Annotated in this window: 18 protein-coding genes; 9 read left to right on the forward strand and 9 right to left on the reverse strand. The window is 70.5% G+C overall.

The window, feature by feature from the left end; all coding sequences use genetic code 11:
- Positions 1-335: 335 nt before the first annotated feature.
- Both ACIHAD_RS43740 and ACIHAD_RS43745 read right to left on the reverse strand, forming a co-directional pair.
- Positions 336-1,634 (reverse strand): peptidoglycan DD-metalloendopeptidase family protein, encoded by a 1,299-nt coding sequence (locus tag ACIHAD_RS43740; RefSeq protein ID WP_397360750.1) that lies wholly within the window; start codon positions 1,632-1,634, stop codon positions 336-338.
- 438 nt (positions 1,635-2,072) lie between these two features.
- Positions 2,073-3,401 carry an MFS transporter gene (locus ACIHAD_RS43745; RefSeq protein ID WP_397360751.1) on the reverse strand — a complete coding sequence of 443 codons (1,329 nt, stop codon included), beginning with the start codon at positions 3,399-3,401 and terminating at the stop codon, positions 2,073-2,075.
- 314 nt (positions 3,402-3,715) lie between these two features.
- Here ACIHAD_RS43745 and ACIHAD_RS43750 point away from each other — a divergent pair, with 314 nt between their 5' ends.
- From ACIHAD_RS43750 to ACIHAD_RS43775, 6 genes are all read left to right on the forward strand, one after another.
- Positions 3,716-4,330: an ArsR/SmtB family transcription factor gene (locus ACIHAD_RS43750; protein WP_397360752.1), complete on the forward strand. Its 615-nt coding sequence runs from the start codon at positions 3,716-3,718 to the stop codon at positions 4,328-4,330.
- Positions 4,331-4,572: 242 nt separating this feature from the next.
- Positions 4,573-5,520 (forward strand): 30S ribosomal protein S2, encoded by a 948-nt coding sequence (gene rpsB / locus ACIHAD_RS43755; RefSeq protein ID WP_397360753.1) that lies wholly within the window; start codon positions 4,573-4,575, stop codon positions 5,518-5,520.
- Between the two features lie 792 nt (positions 5,521-6,312).
- On the forward strand, positions 6,313-7,146 hold the full coding sequence (gene tsf, locus ACIHAD_RS43760; protein WP_397360754.1) for a translation elongation factor Ts: 834 nt from the start codon (positions 6,313-6,315) through the stop codon (positions 7,144-7,146).
- A 145-nt stretch (positions 7,147-7,291) separates the two neighbouring features.
- Entirely contained in the window at positions 7,292-7,990 is a 699-nt protein-coding gene (pyrH, locus tag ACIHAD_RS43765; protein ID WP_357707145.1) for a UMP kinase, read from the forward strand.
- A gap of 43 nt (positions 7,991-8,033) precedes the next feature.
- Positions 8,034-8,591 (forward strand): ribosome recycling factor, encoded by a 558-nt coding sequence (gene frr / locus ACIHAD_RS43770; protein ID WP_352323801.1) that lies wholly within the window; start codon positions 8,034-8,036, stop codon positions 8,589-8,591.
- Positions 8,592-8,648: 57 nt separating this feature from the next.
- Positions 8,649-9,488 (forward strand): phosphatidate cytidylyltransferase, encoded by an 840-nt coding sequence (locus ACIHAD_RS43775; RefSeq protein WP_397360755.1) that lies wholly within the window; start codon positions 8,649-8,651, stop codon positions 9,486-9,488.
- On the opposite strand, the gene ACIHAD_RS43780 is transcribed toward ACIHAD_RS43775, so the two are convergent.
- Positions 9,468-10,490 carry a suppressor of fused domain protein gene (locus ACIHAD_RS43780; RefSeq protein ID WP_397360756.1) on the reverse strand — a complete coding sequence of 341 codons (1,023 nt, stop codon included), beginning with the start codon at positions 10,488-10,490 and terminating at the stop codon, positions 9,468-9,470. The two genes, ACIHAD_RS43775 and ACIHAD_RS43780, sit on opposite strands and share 21 nt — an antisense overlap.
- A 132-nt stretch (positions 10,491-10,622) precedes the next feature.
- Here ACIHAD_RS43780 and rlmN point away from each other — a divergent pair, with 132 nt between their 5' ends.
- Positions 10,623-11,723 carry a 23S rRNA (adenine(2503)-C(2))-methyltransferase RlmN gene (gene rlmN / locus ACIHAD_RS43785; RefSeq protein ID WP_397360757.1) on the forward strand — a complete coding sequence of 367 codons (1,101 nt, stop codon included), beginning with the start codon at positions 10,623-10,625 and terminating at the stop codon, positions 11,721-11,723.
- A gap of 45 nt (positions 11,724-11,768) precedes the next feature.
- Here rlmN and ACIHAD_RS43790 read toward each other — a convergent pair whose 3' ends face one another.
- From ACIHAD_RS43790 to ACIHAD_RS43800, 3 genes are read right to left on the reverse strand one after another with little or no spacing between them, the layout of a single operon-like run.
- A complete protein-coding gene (locus tag ACIHAD_RS43790; protein WP_397360758.1) occupies positions 11,769-12,476 on the reverse strand; it encodes an SGNH/GDSL hydrolase family protein in 708 nt (235 codons plus the stop codon).
- A 31-nt stretch (positions 12,477-12,507) separates the two neighbouring features.
- Positions 12,508-13,179, reverse strand: coding sequence for a hypothetical protein (locus tag ACIHAD_RS43795; RefSeq protein ID WP_397360759.1), 672 nt, complete (start codon positions 13,177-13,179; stop codon positions 12,508-12,510).
- Positions 13,176-13,943 (reverse strand): ATP-binding cassette domain-containing protein, encoded by a 768-nt coding sequence (locus ACIHAD_RS43800; protein WP_397360760.1) that lies wholly within the window; start codon positions 13,941-13,943, stop codon positions 13,176-13,178. Before ACIHAD_RS43800 ends, ACIHAD_RS43795 begins: the two co-directional genes overlap by 4 nt.
- Positions 13,944-14,080: 137 nt before the next feature.
- Here ACIHAD_RS43800 and ACIHAD_RS43805 point away from each other — a divergent pair, with 137 nt between their 5' ends.
- Positions 14,081-14,581: a DivIVA domain-containing protein gene (locus tag ACIHAD_RS43805; protein WP_397360761.1), complete on the forward strand. Its 501-nt coding sequence runs from the start codon at positions 14,081-14,083 to the stop codon at positions 14,579-14,581.
- Here the strand turns inward: ACIHAD_RS43805 and ACIHAD_RS43810 are convergent.
- Positions 14,578-15,225 carry an HAD-IA family hydrolase gene (locus tag ACIHAD_RS43810; RefSeq protein WP_397360762.1) on the reverse strand — a complete coding sequence of 216 codons (648 nt, stop codon included), beginning with the start codon at positions 15,223-15,225 and terminating at the stop codon, positions 14,578-14,580. The genes ACIHAD_RS43805 and ACIHAD_RS43810 overlap by 4 nt on opposite strands.
- Positions 15,226-15,242: 17 nt before the next feature.
- Positions 15,243-16,781: an FAD-dependent monooxygenase gene (locus ACIHAD_RS43815; protein WP_397360763.1), complete on the reverse strand. Its 1,539-nt coding sequence runs from the start codon at positions 16,779-16,781 to the stop codon at positions 15,243-15,245.
- Positions 16,782-16,877: 96 nt separating this feature from the next.
- Between ACIHAD_RS43815 and ACIHAD_RS43820 the strand changes: the two genes are divergently transcribed.
- Complete coding sequence (locus ACIHAD_RS43820; RefSeq protein WP_397360764.1) at positions 16,878-17,474, forward strand: PadR family transcriptional regulator; 597 nt, start codon at positions 16,878-16,880, stop codon at positions 17,472-17,474.
- Here the strand turns inward: ACIHAD_RS43820 and ACIHAD_RS43825 are convergent.
- The gene (locus ACIHAD_RS43825; RefSeq protein ID WP_397360765.1) at positions 17,455-18,459 is read right to left on the reverse strand and encodes an AI-2E family transporter; all 1,005 of its coding nucleotides are present in this window, start codon (positions 18,457-18,459) and stop codon (positions 17,455-17,457) included. The genes ACIHAD_RS43820 and ACIHAD_RS43825 overlap by 20 nt on opposite strands.
- Positions 18,460-18,500: the final 41 nt, after the last annotated feature.

The raw sequence follows: 18,500 nt of genomic DNA on the forward strand, positions 1-18,500 counted from the left end.
TTGCTACGAAGGATCACGCGATGGCCGTACTCATTTCACGGCGCCACACCTGTTGACCAGGTCAAACTCGTACACCACTTCCGTGGACGCAACCAAGGAAGCCGCCCGAGAGGTACGGGACTTTGTCTGGTTCAGAGGCTCAAGCGTGCCTCGATGAGGGCTTGCGGGTCGAGTTCGTCGATCCGGGACGAAGCAGCATCTTGGCCGCTCGAGAGGAACCTCTGGGGTTTCTCAGGGTGACTGCTGTGGGCTCTCGTCGTGAGCTTGGGGCTGCATACGGCGCGGCGAGCGTTGCAGCGTTGATGGACCAGCTTCTCTGGTCGGTTTCCGGGATTTCAGGAGGAGCGTTGTGAGGGGGAGCCGGGGCGTCTGTGTGCTCCTTCCGATCTCGGTGGTTTGCGGTGTTGGCCGGTTCTTGGGCTGTGTTGCTTCTTGTGGGGGCGTCGGCGGCGTCGTAGGGCCGTGATGAGGAGGGCGACTCCAAGGAGAGTGCCCAGTCCGATTGCGGGGGCTGCGGGCATGGAAGCCGCATGTGCGAGGAGTTGGACGACGGGTTTGCGGGGTGTGGCCGGGCGTTCGGACGGGTCATGCCGCTGCTCGGGAGTTCTGACCGATTGGGTGCGGATGGGGAGGTTGCTGGAGCGTGTCTCGGGGGGAGAGGGGGTGGCTTCAGGGGTGGTGATCAGGGGCTTGGTATCCGGTATCGCGATGGGGGCAAGCGCCTGTAGGGCCGTGGGGTTGGGGGATGGGAGCGCATTCTGCGCTTTGAAGGGGGAGTCATGGTGCCCGAGAACTGTGAGCAGGGGCGGATGTAGGGGGATGAAGGGCTGGGGCAGGGGCGGGGACGCGCTGGTGGGCAGGTGCAGGGCTGGCGGAGCAGGCAGGTTCGGGCTTGTGAAGGCGGACGGGTTCGGGTGGTAGAGGGCGGCGGACAGGTTGGGTAGCGGGGGAGCGGTGAGTGGGGTTGTGGTGCTGGCTGCAGACCTTTCGGAGGGGGCGAAGGGGAGAGTAAGGGGCGCCTCGGAGAGCGCCTTGGGGGTGAGAGGCAGCAGGGGTGGGGTGATTGGGGGCGTGGTGGTTTCCGGCCAGATGGGGAGGAGGCGGATGGGGGCGTGGCCCAGTAGGAGCAGGGGGTCCAGGTAGCGGGAGTCTTCGATCAGGCCCCAGTGCAGGCATGACTCCTGGCAGTGGCCCTGTGTGGCTTGTACGACTCCCAGACGGGCGCCCATCGTGATCGGCTCGCCTTGCTTCACCGATGCGGTGATCGGCAGGTACGTCGTTCGGAGGCCGCCGGGGTGGTCGACGGTGACGACTCCTCTTCCCCCTACTGAGCCCGCGTAGTGGACGGTGCCTGTGCCCGCGGCCAGGACAGGGGTGTCGGCGGGGGCGGCCAGGTCTATGCCTCGGTGTCCGGCCAGCCATGGGGCGGAGGGTGGGGCGAAGCGGCGCAGGACGCGGGGGCTGCCGTCAAGGGGCCAGCGCCAGGCGGGTGGGGTGGCCCTCGCCAGAGGAACCGGGGTGGTGACGGCCGTGATGGTGATCACCGTTGTGAGCATGGCCAAGGAGGTCAGGGCCTGGCGTGCCTTGCTCTGGAGGCAGGGCCTCGGCGGTGGGGGTGCTGGGTGAGGGGACATGGCGAGGAGTCTTGCCGGGGGCGGCCTCCGAAGGTCGAGGCGAGCGGGGTTCTGTGGATGGAGGGGGCGGTGATGAGTCTCCTGTGGACGGCGGTAGGCGGCCAGTAAGGGTGGCGGCAAGGGAGGGGAGGGGCGAGGCGGAGGACGTTGTGGGGTTGGTGGGAGAGGGCGCACAGGTCGTGGCCCTGGGGCGAAGGCCGCAGGCCACGGGCCGTCAGGGCAGAGGGCACAAATCGCCAGGGGTGGGCCGTGAAGGAGGAGAGCCGCAGGCCGTCAGGGGCGGAGGGCTGTAGGGACGAAGGGCCGCGGGCAGCCAGGGCAGAGGGCCGTGGGAGGAAGGGGGCGGGCCGTCGTGGTGGGGTGTCGAGGCGTTTTGGGCCAGGGTGGGCGGAATGTAGGTCTTGTGTGGGCTGTGGGGGGAATCAGGGGGATCAGGGGCTAGATGAGGGAGTGGCGCTTGGATTCGATGAGGTGGGTCAGTGCGTGGGGGAGGGAGCTCTGAGCGGGCGGGGGCGGGGTGTGGTGGCGCTGCTTGTGAGGGGCGTTGGGGCGTAGGGGGGAGAGCCAGATCCACAGGGTGCTCAGAGCGATGCCCGCCGCGCTGATGAGGATGACCGGGCGCAGGCCGACGAATTCGGCCAGCAGGCCGCCGGTCAGGCCGCCGAGGGCCAGGACGCCCTGCACGGCGAAGGTCATGGTGGCGTTCACGCGGCCCCGGAGGGCGGTGGGAGTGTCGCGGAGGGTGATCACGCCCATGCAGGTGGAGAAGGCGACCACGATGACGCCGGTCAGGACGCCGGTCAGGCCGAGGACGGTGAGCTTCACCCAGAGGGGGCCGGTCACGAGGCCGACGGCGAGGATGTCCAGCGGGAAGAACAGGACCGCGACGAGCAGGATGCGGTTCTCGCCGTAGCGCTTGGCCAGGCGGGAGGTGAGCCAGGCGCCCAGGAGACCGCCCAGGCCGCTCAGGGCCGTGAGGAAGCCGATCAGTCCCTTGGGGATGCCGAGCGTGTTGACCATGTAGAGCATGTGGACGGCGATGTACGCCATGGCGAAGAAGTTGATCGTCACGCCGGCGCCAAGGACGGCTCGGAGCGTGGGGTTGGTGAGGCTGGTTCGCAGGCCCTCGACGATGTCGTGCCACATGCTGGACGAGCGGGTGGGCTCGTTGTGCTCCGGGGTGCGGATCGAGCGGAGCAGGAGGGCGGAGGCGAGGAAGGACAGCGCCTCCGCCAGTACGGCGAACGGCGCGGTGAGCGTCTGGACCAGGATGCCGGCCAGGCCGGGGCCGCTCACGGAGGCCACCGAGTACGAGGCTTGGAAGCCGGCCATCGCCTCGGTGCGCTGCGACGGGCCTACGACCGCGGCTATGTAGGGGAAGTTGGCGGATTTGAACATGACGCCGGCCGTCCCGATGACCAGGGCCATGATGACCAGCCAAGGCACGGTGAGGACGCCGAACAGCCAGGCCAGCGGGACGGTGGCGGCGGCGACGCAGGAGACGAGCTCACAGGCGATCATCAGCGGGCGGTGCCGGGCCAGGCGGTCGGAGATGGCGCCCGACTGGAGGCCGAACAGCAGGGCGGGCAGCGGCGCGGCGGCGGTGAGCAGCCCCATTTCGGCGGGGGAGGCGGTCAGCAGCGTGATGGCGGTCAGGGGGACGGCCAGCTTGGAGACCTCCGAGCCGGTGATCGAGATCGTGCGGGCGCTCCACAGCAGGCGGTAGTCGCGCTGCTTGCGAAGGGGGAGTGGGGCCGTCGTGTCCATGCTCAGGGTCTCCGGGGTGGCGAGTTCGGGCTGGGGGTGGGGTGCAGGCGGGGGTGGTGATGCGGCGACGGGAGCGGGGCCGTGGCGCGGGATGAGGCGGGTGCGGTCTGGGGTGAGGCGGGCCCTGGCGCGGGACGAGGCGGTGCGGTCCGGGGGCGAGGCGGCGGGTGCGGCTCTGCGGCGGGATGGCGACGGGGACGGGGACGAGGACCGGGGGGCGGGTAGATATGAAAGGAAGTCTTCATAAGTATGAAGGGATCCCTTCAGAGTTGTAAAGGGAATGCTTCATATCTCTCTGCGGGTACCTTTGGCGCATGACGCAGGACATGGAGGGGCTCAGCGACCCGAAGATGATGCGGGCGCTGGCTCACCCGGCGAGGCTGATGATCCTCAACCGGCTTGGCGTGGAGGGCAGTGCCACTGCGACCGAGGTGGCGGAGATCGCGGGGATCACACCCAGCGCCGCCAGCTATCACCTGCGCATGCTGGCCAAGTACGGGTTCGTCGAGGACGCCCCGCCCAGAGGTGACGGACGCGAACGGCTGTGGAGATCGACGCACAAGCCGTTCAGTGTGGGCGTGCTGCCGGACGACCAGCCGGAGGTCCGTGACGCCAAGACCTTGTTGATCAAGGCATTCCGCAAGGAGGCCGGCGACGAGGCCGACCGGGCCCTGGCCAGGATCGAGCACGAGACGGACGAGTGGCGCGACGCGACCCGCTTCAGCCGCACCCGCATCAGGGTCGATGCGAGCGAACTTGGACGGCTGAGCGAGGAGATCGAGAAGCTGCTGGAGCCGTACATCGCTCATCGGCGCAGCCCGGAGGACGCGCCGAGCGAGGCCAGGGTCGCCGAGGCGCAGATCAACCTCTTCCCGGTCGCCCCGAGGACGTGGCCGGGGTTGCCCACGGAGGATCACGATGCGGGGTGAGCCGTACCCGGAATGTCGGTTTGACCTCAGACGGTCAGCCTGGGGCGGTGTGGGAGGTAGACTTTTCGATGGCCTGTGGCAACAGGCCGACTTCGCATGCCCCGTTGCGGACCGCACCCTCGGTCCGGGCCCCGGCCCGGCTGGAGCGGTTTTGGGGCATCAGGGCGGTAGACAACGCGCTGCCGCGGCACAACCGAGAACTGCGCCCATCCGCAGGGCGCCCAGACCTGGAGGACCATCACATGGCCCCCGTCGTCACCATGCGACAGCTGCTCGAGAGCGGCGTTCACTTCGGCCACCAGACCCGCCGGTGGAACCCGAAGATGAAGCGCTTCATCTTCACCGAGCGCAACGGCATCTACATCATCGACTTGCAGAAGTCGCTGTCGTACATCGACCGTGCCTACGACTTCGTCAAGGAGACCGTCGCCCACGGCGGCACGATCCTGTTCATCGGCACCAAGAAGCAGGCTCAGGAGGCCATCTCCGAGCAGGCCGCGCGGGTCGGCATGCCGTACGTGAACCAGCGCTGGCTGGGCGGCATGCTCACCAACTTCTCCACCGTGCACAAGAGGCTTCAGCGTCTGAAGGAGCTCGAGGAGCTCGACTTCGACAACGTCGCCGGCTCGGGGCTCACCAAGAAGGAGCTCCTCATGCGCCGTCGCGAGAAGGACAAGCTCGAGCGCACGCTCGGCGGCATCCGTGACATGGGCCGCGTGCCCAGCGCGGTGTGGATCGTGGACACGAAGAAGGAACACATCGCGATCAGCGAGGCCAAGAAGCTTGGCATCCCGGTCGTCGCGATCCTCGACACCAACTGCGACCCCGACGAGGTCGACTACCCGATCCCGGGCAACGACGACGCCATCCGCGCCGTCGGCCTGCTCACCAGGGTCGTCGCCGACGGTGTCGCCGCCGGTCTGATGGCTCGCTCCGGCGCCGCCCGCGGCGACGAGAAGCCGGCCGCAGCCGAGCCGCTGGCCGAGTGGGAGCGCGAGCTCATCGAGCAGGGTCAGGGTCAGGCCGCCGCTGAGGAGGCCGCTCCTGAGGCCGAGGCCGCCGCCGAAGAGGCTCCCGCCGCTGAGGCCCCGGCCGCTGAGGCTCCGGCCGAGGAGGCCCCCGCTGCCGAGGCTCCGGCCGAGGCCGCTCCGGCCGCCGACGCGACCCCCGAGTCCGAGCCGCAGGCCTGAGACACGGCCACCGGGCCCGGGCGTGAGGCCGGGCACGGTACAGGCGCCGGCTCCGCGCCGCAGGTCGTCATCGACCGCGGTGCGGGGCGGGCACTTGGCTGAGCGAGGGTGAGCGGAACCAAGGTCCTGCGAGGGCTGGGGCTCTGAAAGGGCCTCGGGCCTGTGAGGGCTGAGGCTTGGAAGGCAAGGTACGCGTCTCGACTGGGCAAACGGCCGAGCCGGGACGGCAAGCCGGACAGGACGGCACCACGCCGAAGCGGTAGCCAAGGCAGGGTGGCCATCAGGCCGGGCGGTAAGCCAGGGCCGGGGTGGTCGTCGGGAACCGAGGCGGTAAGCCGAGGCGGGATGACCATCGGTCCGGAGCGATAAGCCGAGCCTCGCTGGGCAGTATGCAGCGAGGCGGAGCAGAGCTCCACCGGCGGAGCCCGTCCTGCTGAGCGGAGACCGGGCGGCAGCCAGGCAGACCGGGTGAAAGCCGGGCCGGCCAGGCGGAAGCCGGACCGATCGGGGCGGGTTGGGTGGGAGTTCGGCGCTTGGGCGCAACCCGGCACGACCGTCCGAGCGCAACCGGCATGACCGTCCGACCGTAACCGGGCAGCAACGTCCCAGACCGTAACCGAGCAGCACCGCCCGAGACCGCGCAAGACCGAGGCAGAACGCACCACCCGCGCACGACCCGTGCACGACAAGGCCCTGGTACGGCACGCGCCTGCCGTACCGACCAGGGGAGGGCGCCCCGGGCGTCCACCCCGATCCCACGACGACGACGAAATCCCACAAGGAATAAGAGCAATGGCTTCCGTGAACATGGCCGACGTCAAGCGGCTTCGCGAGATCACCGCTGCCGGCATGATGGACTGCAAGAAGGCGCTTGAGGAGTCCGATGGCGACTTCGACCGCGCCATCGAGCTCCTGCGCCTCAAGGGCGCCAAGGACGTGGGCAAGCGCGAGGCCCGTACGGCCTCCAACGGCCTCGTCGCGCTGCAGCAGGACGGTGACTCCTCCGCCGCCCTGCTCGAGCTCAACTGCGAGACCGACTTCGTGGCCAAGGGCGAGCGCTTCCAGGAGCTGGCCGCCGGTGTGGTCGCGCACATCCTGGAGAGCAAGCCCGCCGACGTGGCGACGCTGCTCGACTCCTCCTTCGACGGCAAGTCCGTCAAGGAGCACCTGGACGAGGCCAACGCCGCGCTGGGCGAGAAGATCGAGATCCGCCGCTTCGCCGTGCTCGAGGGCGGCTACATCGGCGCGTACATGCACAAGACCGACCCGGCGCTGCCGCCGGCGGTCGGTGTGCTCGTGCAGCTCGACAAGCCGAACGCCGAGGTCGCCAAGGACATCGCCCAGCACGCCGCGGCGATGGCCCCGCAGTACCTCAAGGCCGAGTCCGTCCCCGCCGAGGTCGTCGAGAAGGAGCGCAAGCTCTTCGAGGAGATGACCCGCGAGGAGGGCAAGCCCGAGGCCGCCATCGGCAAGATCGTCGAGGGTCGCGTCAACGGCTGGTACAAGGACTTCACCCTGGTCCAGCAGGCCTTCGTGAAGGACAACAAGAAGAGCGTGGGCAAGTACGCCGAGGAGAACGGCGTCGAGGTGCTCGCCTTCGTCCGATTCAAGGTCGGCCAGGCTTAGGCTTGAGCGAACTGCCTGCCCAGAGTTCCACCCAATGAAGGAGGCCGCCGCCGTGCAGGACCACCGGGAGTCAGCCCACGAATCCACACGGACGGCGGCTTCCTCATCACCCAGCCCGCAGAGTCCACTGAGGTGGAAGCGGGTGATGTTGAAGCTGTCAGGCGAGGCGTTCGCCGGAGACGACCCGCTGGGCATCGCCCCGGCCGTCGTCGACCACCTGGCCGACTCGATCACCGAGGCCGTGCGCGAAGGCGTGCAGGTCGCGGTCGTCGTCGGCGGGGGGAACATGTTCCGCGGCGCCACCCTGTCCCAGGGCGGCATCGACCGCGCCAGGGCCGACTACATGGGCATGCTCGGCACGGTGATCAACTGCCTGGCGTTGCAGGACTTCCTGGAGAGGCGGGGCGTCGAGACCCGCGTCCAGACCGCCATCACCATGCAGCAGGTCGCCGAGCCCTTCCTGCCGCGCCGTGCGATCAGGCACCTTGAGAAGGGGCGCGTGGTCATCTTCGGAGCGGGTCTCGGCTCGCCGTACTTCTCCACCGACACCGCGGCGTCCCAGCGGGCCCTGGAGATCGGCGCCGAGGCGCTGCTCAAGGGCACGCAGGTCGACGGGATCTACGACTCCGACCCGCGCAAGAACCCCGACGCGGTCCGGTTCGACCACCTTGACTACGGCGAGGTGCTGCTCCGCGACCTCGCGGTCATGGACGCGACCGCGATCAGCCTGTGCAAGGACAACGATCTGCCGATCGTGGTCTTCGACCTGATGGGCGAGGGCAACATCCTGCGAGCGGTACGCGGTGAGAAAATCGGCACGCTGGTGAGTCCCGCAGGCAAATGAGGGAGCTAGCCCGACACCGCCAGCTAGTAGACAGGGAGCCGCTGTGATCGACGAAACCCTCCTCGAAGCCGAGGAAAAGATGGACAAGGCCGTCTCGGTCGCGAAGGAAGACTTCGCGACCATCCGGACCGGCCGGGTCACCCCCGCGATGTTCAACAAGATCAATGCGGAGTACTACGGCACTCCGACACCGGTCCAGCAGTTGGCCTCGTTCCACCTGCCCGAGGCGCGCATGGTCATCATCCAGCCCTTCGACAAGAGCGCGATGGGCGCGATCGAGAAGGCCATCCGCGATTCCGACCTCGGCGTCAACCCGACCAACACCGGCGACGTGATCCGCGTGACGTTCCCGGAGCTGTCCGAGGAGCGCCGCAAGGAGTACATCAAGGTCGCCAAGAACAAGGGTGAGCACGCCAAGGTGTCGATCCGCAACATCCGTCGTACGGCCAAGGAGGCCCTCGACAAGATGATCAAGGACGGCGACGCGGGCGAGGACGAGGTCCGCCGCGCGGAGAAGGAACTCGACGACCTCACCCAGAAGCACGTCGCCAAGATCGACGAGCTGCTCAAGCACAAGGAAGCCGAGCTGCTCGAAGTCTGAGCGGCACGCCTCGCGGCCCTCGCCGGAAGGCGGGGGCCGTGGCTATGGAGAGTGTCTGTGGAAGAACGTACGGCCGGCACCGGTCCGAACGGCGGCAGCCGTACCGGAAGGAACCTGCCGGCCGCGATCGCGGTGGGTGTGGGGCTGGGGGCGCTGGTCCTCGGTACCCTCTACACGATCAAGGAGCTCTTCCTCCTGGTGATCGTGGTGTGCGTCGGCGTGGGCGTGCTGGAGCTGACCAAGGCGTTCGCCACGCGCGGGATCAAGGTCCCGGCCGTCCCGGTGCTCGCGGGCCTGGTGGCGATGCAGGCGGGGGCGTACTGGGGCGGCCCCTTCTGGCTGCTGGGGACGTTCGCGGTGTTCGCGTTCGTACTGCTGGTGTGGCGGATGTTCAGCGACGGCACCGACGGTTACGTGCGCGACGGCACGGCCTCGGTGTTCACGCTGTTCTACCCGGCGATGCTGGCGGCGTTCGCGGCGTTGCTGCTCGCGCCGCACGACGGCCGCGACCGGGTGCTGATCTTCATCGCGGTGACCGTGGCCAGCGACATCGGCGGCTACGTCGCGGGTGTGCTGTTCGGCAGGCACAAGATGACGGTCATCAGCCCGAAGAAGACCTGGGAGGGTTTCGCCGGGTCGATGATCGCCTGCACGCTGGTCGGCGGCTGGCTGGTGACCTGGCTGCTGGACGGCCCGCTCTGGCTGGGCGCGCTGATCGGGGCGCTGGCGGCGCTGCTGGCGACCGTGGGCGACCTCATCGAGTCGATGATCAAGCGGGACCTCGGCATCAAGGACCTCGGCACGATCCTGCCGGGGCACGGCGGCCTGATGGACCGCCTCGACTCGCTGGTGACCACGCTGGTGCCGGTCTGGCTGCTACTGACGCTGTTCCTCTAACGCCTCCGTCGTCACAGGGGTGAGCCACAACCACCGTACGGCCTCCCCACCGAACGCGAACCCCGACATGTCCGGCATGTCGGGAGGGTCGGCCCGCATGAGGACCCCCGAGTACCGCGACCCCAGCGGGAACGTCGACGGCTCGTGGTACCACTTGGCCGTGTGCCCGTGGCCGAGCCAGGTCACCGAGTGCCACGGGTACTGGGCCAGCCACACCAGCAGCAGCGCCGCGTCCCTGGGGTCGTCGCGGGTGGCCACGGCCAGTTCGATCCGGGCGTAGGCGTCGGGCCGGTCGATCCACTGCTCGACCGTGGGCATGCGCTGGCAGCTCATGCCCACCGTGGACAGCACGGTCAGCTCGCGGCCCTCGTGCGGGGGCCGTTCGGTGATGCCGACGGTCGGCAGGCGCTCGCCGCTGGCGTCCCAGTAGCGGCCCGCCGGGCCCAGCACCCGGTCGAGATGGCCCATGACGAACTGCTGGAACGACGGCCACGACCCCTCGCCGTGCCGCCAGCGCCAGTAGGACGTGGCGTTGGAGATGCGCGGCCGCAGCCCCTCCAACGCCTCCGACAGCGCCCACGCGAACGGCGACTCGCCCACGGCGTCGCGGGCGTACCCGGGCATGCCCCTGTTCATGTCGGCCCAGCCGGGGATGACGGCGAGCAGGTCGTCGTCCTCGTAGAGGGCGACGCCGTCGCCCTCCTCGAACCACAGGGCGGACAGCTGCCCGAGCGGCCTGCGCCCCTCGGGATGCGTCGTGTTGCCCCTGGGCATCAGCGGGGGCAGGCCGGAGTTGATCCGGGCCAGATCGACCACGGCCGGGGCCGGCCGGTGGTTGGCCAGCCAGACCGCTCCATGGACGGCGCCCTCGGGCGAGCACAGGTAAGCTACCGAGGAGTCCTCGTCCCGCTCGACCACGAGCGTGCGGCTGCCGTAGGGGTTACCGGCGGCGAGGACGACCTCGGTCCCACCCTCGCCAGAGGCCGACCGGAAAATCGCCATACGAGATGACTGTAGATCGGGCGGTGACCCTGACGCGAGCCGTACTGTGATCAGGAATTCCGCCCGCGCGGCCGGCGTTCACTAACCTGGCCGGTGAGAAGTCCCGGTAGTCCCCCGAGCAAAGGCAGAAACGTGTCCCAGCAGCCAGGCCAGCTCACCTTCGTCGCGCCGCGACGGGCCAAGCCCGCGCGGCACCTGGCGGACCTGTCGATGGCCGAGCGCCGGGCCGCGGTCACCGAGCTGGGGGAGAAGGCCTTCCGCGCCGACCAGCTCTCGCGCCACTACTTCGAGCGCCACACCACCGACGTCGCCGCGATGACCGACCTGTCCGCGGCGGCCCGCGACAAGCTGTCGGCGCTGCTGCCGACGCTGCTCACGCCGGTCAAGGAGCTGACCACCGACGGCGGCACGACCCGCAAGACACTGTGGCGGCTGTTCGACGGCGCGCTGGTCGAGTCGGTGCTCATGCGCTATCCCGAGCGGGTCACCATGTGCGTGTCCTCGCAGGCCGGCTGCGGCATGAACTGCCCGTTCTGCGCCACCGGCCAGGCGGGCCTGACCCGCAACATGTCCACCGCCGAGATCGTCGAGCAGGTGGTCGCCGGCGCCCGCGCGCTGGCGGCGGGCGAGGTGCCGGGCGGGCCCGGCCGGGTGAGCAACGTCGTCTTCATGGGCATGGGCGAGCCGCTGGCCAACTACAAGCAGGTGATCGGCGCCGTGCGCCGCATGGTCGAGCCCGCGCCGCACGGCCTCGGCATCTCCGCCCGCGGCGTCACGGTCTCGACCGTGGGGCTGGTGCCCGCCATCGGCAAGCTGGCCGAGGAGGGGCTGCCGGTCACGCTCGCGCTGTCCCTGCACGCGCCCGACGACGAGCTGCGTGACACGCTCGTGCCGATCAACACGCGCTGGAAGGTGGCCGAGGTCCTCGACGCGGCCTGGTCGTACGCGGCCAGGACCAAGCGCCGCATCTCCATCGAGTACGCCCTGATCAAGGACGTCAACGACCAGGAGTGGCGGGCCGACCTGCTCGGCAAGCTGGTCAGGAACAAGCTCGTGCACGTCAACCTGATCCCGCTCAACCCCACGCCGGGCTCCAAGTGGACGGCCTCCCGCCCGGAGGACGAGCGGGCGTTCGTGCGCCGGCTGGAGTTCCACGGGGTGCCGGTGACCGTGCGCGACACCCGGGGCCGCGAGATCGACGGCGCCTGCGGGCAGCTCGCCGCCGCCGAATAGAACCGCCCTGCCCGGCGGCCGATCGAGCAGGGCAGGGCGCCCGGCCTACGTCGCGGCGGTCGAGCGGGCCGCGAAGCTCTCGACCAGGTCGGCGATCATGGCGGCGCCCCGGCTGTTGAGGTGCACGGTGTCGGTGGTGAGCCGCAGGCCGCGGCTGGTGGAGATGGCGTCCAGGCTGCGGCCGAGCAGGAAGTGCTGCATCGCGGCGGTCCGCGCCTGATTGCTCTCCGGACGGTAGTGGGTGCGGGGCGAGGTGCCCTCCAGGGCGGCGGTCATGCGCTCGTTGAGCGGCAGGTAGGTCACGCCCTGCTCGGCGGCGACCGTCCTGACGATCTCGGCGAACTCCTGGGTGCGGCGTACCGGGACCGAGTCCAGGTCCTCGCCGATGACCGGTGGGGAGATCAGCGCCACGCGGGCCATGGTCTCGTTCTGCAGGCGGGCGGCGATGGCCGTCAGGTTGGCGGCGTACGCGGCGGGCGTGGGGGTTTCGGCGAGCTTCCAGCGCTTGCGCAGGGCCCTGGCCCGCTTCTCGCTCAGAGTGGCGTTGGCGTCGTTGGTGCCGATGAGCACGGTGACCACGTCCGGATCCTGCCGTACGACGTCGTCGAGACGTTTGAGCAGCTCGGACGACGGCTCGTAGTTGACCCCCGCGTTGATCACCGTCTCGCCGGGCAGCCGGTCCCGCAGCATGGCCACATAGTCGACGCTCACCTGTCCGCGAGTGATGCTGTCACCCAGGCAGATCACCTTCACCGTTGCCTCCTCAGGGGTGAGTGAACGCTTACTAACCTACCCTACGGCGCCTCCAGGCATACAGGGCGAGTCCCGCCAGGCACCACATCAGGGAGATCACCGACAGTTGGGGCAGCCGGTCGAGCAGTTCGCCGGCGGCGGCCGTCCGCATCCAGACCACCAGCGGAACCGTCAGCCAGTACGCCGGGGACGCGCTGAGCAGCAGCATCACCAGGTAGCCGAGCACCAGCGACATGATCGAGACCGCGGGGGAGCGCAGCACGGCCCGGCTGGTCAGCGCCCCGAGCCCGGTCCCGGCGAGCACGGCCAGGACGTGCAGGACGACGGCCGCGCCGAGCACGTCCCCGCCCGGGCGCTCGCTCAGGCCGAGCAGGACGGCCCAGCCGAGCGCGATCGCGGCCAGTCCGGCGCAGGCGGCCAGGCTCGCCACGAGCCCCGCCGCCACCTCCCTGCCGCGCCCGCCCACGGTGATCGCCGACAGCTCGCGCTGCCGGTCGGGCTCGGTGTCCAGGAGGCTTCGCGTGGCCCAGGCCAGGATGGGGATGATCAGCACGGCGCCGTCGGCCAGCACGGCCGCCTCCGTGCCCCTGGGCGCCCGGCTGCCGTAGACGATCGCGAGCATGGCGAGGGTGAGCAGCAGCGCCTGGTGGACGCGGTGCGAACGCACGTACGCGGCCAGGCGGAAGACGGCCAGAGCGATCACCGGGGCTCCTCGGCGGGGTGGGGGAGGGCTTGGGCGTCCTCGATCTCGCGGGTCCGGTAGCCCTTGTCGCGCATCCTGGTGAGGAAGAGCGGCAGCTCGTCGGCGGGCAGGGTGACCGCCACGGTGGCCCGCGGGCGTCGCGGGTCGCGCTCGTGGCCGGTGGCCGCGGGGGCGCCCTCCTTGAGGCGGCCGTCCACGACCGACCAGGAGCGCAGCCCGGGAAGGCCGCGCAGGCCGCCCTGGTGGTCGCTGGCGATGACGATGCCCCCGCGCCCGGCGACCTCGGTGGCGATGGCGGGCAGCGTCTCGCGGGCGTCGGCGTCCAGGCCGGCGAAGGGCTCGTCCAGGATCAGCAGGCCGGGGTCCGGCATCAGGGCCTGGACCAGGCCGACTTTGTGCGCACTGCCCTTCGACAGCTCGCCGAGCGGCAGGCCGAGGAGGTGGCCCATGCCGAGGCGTTCGGCCCAGGGCCGCCACCGCGCGCCGCCGCGTACGGAGGCCATGTGGTTCAGGTAGGCGGTGACCGTGAACGGCTGGGCCGTCGGGAAGCGGTCGGGGGCGAAGCCCACGACGCCGGGACGATCGGTGATGCGGCCCCGCGTCGGCCGGGTGAGCCCCGAGAGGAGCCGCAGCAGGGTGGACTTGCCCGCTCCGTTGACCCCGGTCAGCTCGATCACGTCGCCCGGCGCGAGCTGCGCGTCGGCCTCTTCGAGGACGAAAGGCTGACGTCTTCGGTAGCGGAAAGAGACCTGTAACAGTCGCATGGTGCTGTAACGGTATATGTCAGGGCGCAGGGTGGTGATAAAGGCCCTCACAATGGAGATACCCCCGGCACATCTCAGGAGGAGTGGGCTTGAACCGCTTTCCGCGCGTCATGGGTATGCGTTCAGGCTATGACCCCGTGGAAGTCGACGCCCTGATCGCGCGCATCGAGTCGACGCTGGGCAGGGGCCCGCACACGGTCGAGCCCGTCACCGCGGACGAGGTCCGCGCCGCGACCTTCCGCGCCAAGCGCGGCGGCTACCACGAGACCGCGGTGGACTTCGCGCTGGAGGCGTTCGTCGTGGCGCTGGAGACCCAGGCCAAGCGCCCGGTACGGCTCGCCATGGCCGAGCCGACCGGGGAACTGCTGCGCGAGGAGTGGTTCGAGACCCAGGCCGCCCGCGTCGAACGTGTGGCCTTCCGCCCCGGCCGCATGGGCACCGGCTACAACGAGGACGAGGTCGACGCCTTCCTCGACCGCATCGTCGCCACCCTGCGCGGCACGACCGAGTTCGCGGTGACCGCCAAGGAGGTGCGCGAGGCCCGGTTCTCGACCGTGCTCCTCCGCGCCGGCTACCTGATCGCCGACGTCGACTCCTTCCTCGAAGGCGTCGCCGAGGTCCTGGACAAACCCCGCTAGGCGCGTTCGACGGCGGCGAGCAGGCCGCGGAGGTCGGGCAGGACCACCCGGACGACCTCCGGGTCGGCGGGCCGCTCGCCGTGCCGGTTGATCCACACCCGGCGGATGCCGAGGCGCTGGGCCGGGACCATGTCGTGGAAGTGGCTCTGCGCCACGTGCACCCACTCCGCCGGCTCGTACGTCCGCCTGAAGTGCTCGAAGTGCGCCTCGTCCGGCTTGTAGGCCCCGACGTCCTCGGCGGTCACCACCGCGTCGAACGGCACGGGCAGCCGCCGCAGCGTCTGGGCGATCAGGTCGCGGTCGCAGTTGGTCAGCAGCGCCAGCCGCCGGCCCGCCGCGCGCAGGGCCGACAGCTCCGCCCCGACCTCGCCGAACACCGGCCAGTAGGGCAGTGTGGCGGCCAGCACCCAGGCGTCGTCGTCGTTCGGCGGGACCTCGGCGCCGGCGCAGGCGCGGCGCAGTGCCTCGGCCATGACGTCGCGGTAGCGCGCCCGCGGCGTCTCGGTCTCGACCGCGCTCTCGTGCCGCAGGTACGCCTCCAGCAGTTCCTCCCCCCTGCCGGGCGCGATCAGCTCAAGGCTGGTGCCGATGCCGTGCCGCCAGTCGACGAGGGTGCCGAAACAGTCGAACGTGATCCATCGCATGACTCACCATATGACGGTCATGCGCCGGAGCCGAGCACCTGGGCGAGCACCCGGCCGACCTCGCCCTCGACCGCCGGTCCGCCGGTCCGCCAGGCCACGTAGCCGTCCGGGCGGACGAGGACGGCGGTGGCGTCGCCGTAGCGCCCGGCCCAGGCGTCCTCGACGTCGAGCACGTCACCGCCCACCTGGTGGACCCGTACGCCGGGTCCCGCGGCGCGTGCCCAGTCCGCGCCGTCCGGGCCGCACAGCAGGACGAAGGCGTCGTGGAACAGGTCGTGGACGCCGATGCGCACGCCGTCCCGGTCGAGCCAGAGGTGCGGGGCGCGGGTGCCGGGACGGGCGCCCTGGGCCACCGAGTCGCCGAACACCGTCTCGTGCACGGCCCCGACCATGGCCGACGACCGGTAGCGCTGCCCGAGGATCGCCAGGACGTGGTCCAGCGGGTCGTCGTCGGGGTCAGGGCCGAACCTGGCCGCCTGGCTGCGTACGGTCAGGTCGGCCAGCTCCAGGGCCACCGGGCGGCGTTCGGCCTCGTAGGTGTCGAGCAGCGCGTCGGAGGCCCGGCCGTCGAGCACGGCGGCCAGCTTCCAGGCCAGGTTGTGCGTGTCCTGGACGGCCGAGTTGGCGCCCAGCCCACCGGCCGGCGGCCAGACGTGCGCCGCGTCGCCGACCAGGAAGACCCGCCCCTCGCGGTAGCGCGTGGCGACGCCCACCGCCTCCTCCCACCCGGCCCTGCTGACGATCTCCACGGGCAGGTCGCGGCCGATCAGCTCCTTGGCCGAGGCGATCAGCCGCTCGTCGGTGAAGTCGGCCGGCGACTCGGAGGCGGGGTCGTACGTCAGGGCCATGCCCCAATGGCCGGGCAGCGCGTGGGAGACCATCGCGCCCGAGGCCGTCCCGCCGGGCGCGCCGAGGATCCAGAACAGCGCCCGCTTGGTCACCAGCTCCGACAGGTCGGCCCTGAAGACGAAGGACAGGTAGCTGCGCAGGACGCCGAGCCCTTCGCGGGCGATGCCCAGGTGCTCCCTGATCATGCCGCGGTAGCCGTCGGCGGCGATCAGGTAGCGGGCGCGCAGGGTCCGGCGCTCGCCGGTGCGGGCGTCCTCGGTCACCACCGTGACGCCCTCCGCGTCGGGCTCGATCGACCTGCACGTGGTGTCGAAGCGCAGGTCGGCGCCCCGCGCGCGGGCGGCCTCGGCGAGGATCGGCTCGACCGTGCTCTGGTCGGCCATGCCGTACTCGGCCGCGGTCAGCTCGGGCATCGCCCGGGAGGAGCCGGCCTCGAAGATCCACTGCCATTCGTCGGCCAGCGTCGCGCAGCGGGCCACGCCCCCCTCCTCGTCGAAGGGCCGCCCGGCCTCCTTGACGGCCTGCTCCAGGCCGAGCGGCCGGTAGATCTCCATCGTGCGCGGGGTGATGCCGCGCGCCCTGCCCAGGAGCGACACGCCGGGGTGGCGGTCGACGAGCACGCAGGGCACCCCGTGGTGCGACAGGAACAGGGCGGAGGTGAGCCCGGCGTAGCCGCCGCCGACGATCAGCACGGGAATCTCGGTCATGACGCCCACTGGGCGGTCTGCTGTGGTCATGGGCTCAATAGTTGCATTGCAACTAGTCTCAAGTCAACTAGTTGTCGTGAGGGTACGATGAGGGCCATGGCTCTCGACCGCGGCTCGCCGCTCGCCCTGACCGTGCTGGCCCTGCTGCGGTCCCGGCCCCTGCACGCGTACGGCATGCAGCGCCTGCTCAAGCAGTGGGGCAAGGATCAGGTGGTCAACGTGGGCCAGCGGGCCGGGCTCTACCGCACGATCGACCGGCTGGGCGAGGCCGGGCTGCTCAGGGTCCGGGAGACCGAGCGCGACCAGCAGTACCCGGAGCGCACGGTCTACGAGCTCACCGACGCCGGCCGCGAACGGCTGGTCGAATGGCTGGACGACATGCTCAGCCGTCCCAAGCAGGAGTTCCCCCAGTTCCCCGCCGCGCTGTCCAACGCGATGCTGCTCCCGCCCGGCGTGCTGGCCGACGCGCTGGAACGGCGGGCGGCGGCCGTGGAGCGCACGCTCGCCGAGCTGGAGTCGAGCCTGTCGGCCGAGGAGGACCTGCCGCGCATCACGATGCTGGAGTCCGAATACCTGCGCGAGGTCACGGCGGCCGAGGCCCGCTGGCTCCGCGCCGTCATCGCCGACCTGCGGGACGGCCGGATCGAGTGGTCGCGCGAACAGCTCGAGGAGGTCAGCGCGGCCCGGGAGTGATCAGATGGGCCGTGGGCCGCCGCAGCAGCGCGACGAGCACCGAGGTCACCGGGGCCGCCAGGAACGCCCCGGTGATGCCCGCGATCACGCTGCCCACCGTGATCGCGACCAGGATGACCGCCCCCGGCAGGTCGAGCGCCTTGCCGTAGATCTGCGGCGCCAGCACGTGCCCTTCGAGCTGCTGCACCGCCACGGTCACCGCGACCACGATCAGCGCCACCAGCCACCCCTTGGCCACGAGCGCCACCACCGCCGCCAGCAGCCCGGCCATGAACGCCCCCACCACCGGCAGGAACGCCCCCACGAACGTCAGCACGGCCAGCGGCAGCGCGATGGGCACGCCGAGGATCCACAGTGCGAGCCCGATGAAGAACCCGTCGACCACGCCCACGATCGCCACCCCGCGGATGTAGCGCCCGATCACGCTGAAGATCAGCACGCCGGTGTCGCGGCAGCGCGCCTTGGCCCCGTCGGGCACGAGATCGACGATCCAGGCGAACAGCCGCTCGCCGCCGTGCACGAAGTACACCGACAGGATGACCGCGAGCACCGCGCCGACGACGATCTCGCCGGCCGTCCTGACCCCGGCGAGGGCGCCGCTGGTGATCTGTTTGCCCTGCTTGGACACGTAGTCCCTGGCCTGGGCGAGGAGCCGCTGGTCGTCGAGCCCGAACCGGGCGGCCAGGCCGTGCAGGTCGTCGAGCGCCTTGCCCAGGCTGGTGCGCATCTCGCTCAGGCTGTCGACCGTGGGCGGCACCAGCAGCGCGATCAGCGCGCCGGCCAGCACCAGGCCGCCGACGAAGACGACCGTGGTGGCCAGCGCCGGGCCGAGCCCGCGGGAGGTGAGCCAGCGGGCCGGCGGGTGCAGCAGCGCCGTGAGGAAGACGCCGATGATGACGGACATGACCACCGTGCGCAGGTGATAGAGGCAGAACAAGGCCACCGCGATGATCGCGATCCACCCCAGCGCCCGCCACGGCCTCATGCCCAACCCCCGATCGTGCCTGGTCAGAGCCTTTCCCGGAG

It is taken from the genome of Nonomuraea sp. NPDC052265, from assembly GCF_044547985.1.
Classification (GTDB): Bacteria; Actinomycetota; Actinomycetes; order Streptosporangiales; family Streptosporangiaceae; genus Nonomuraea.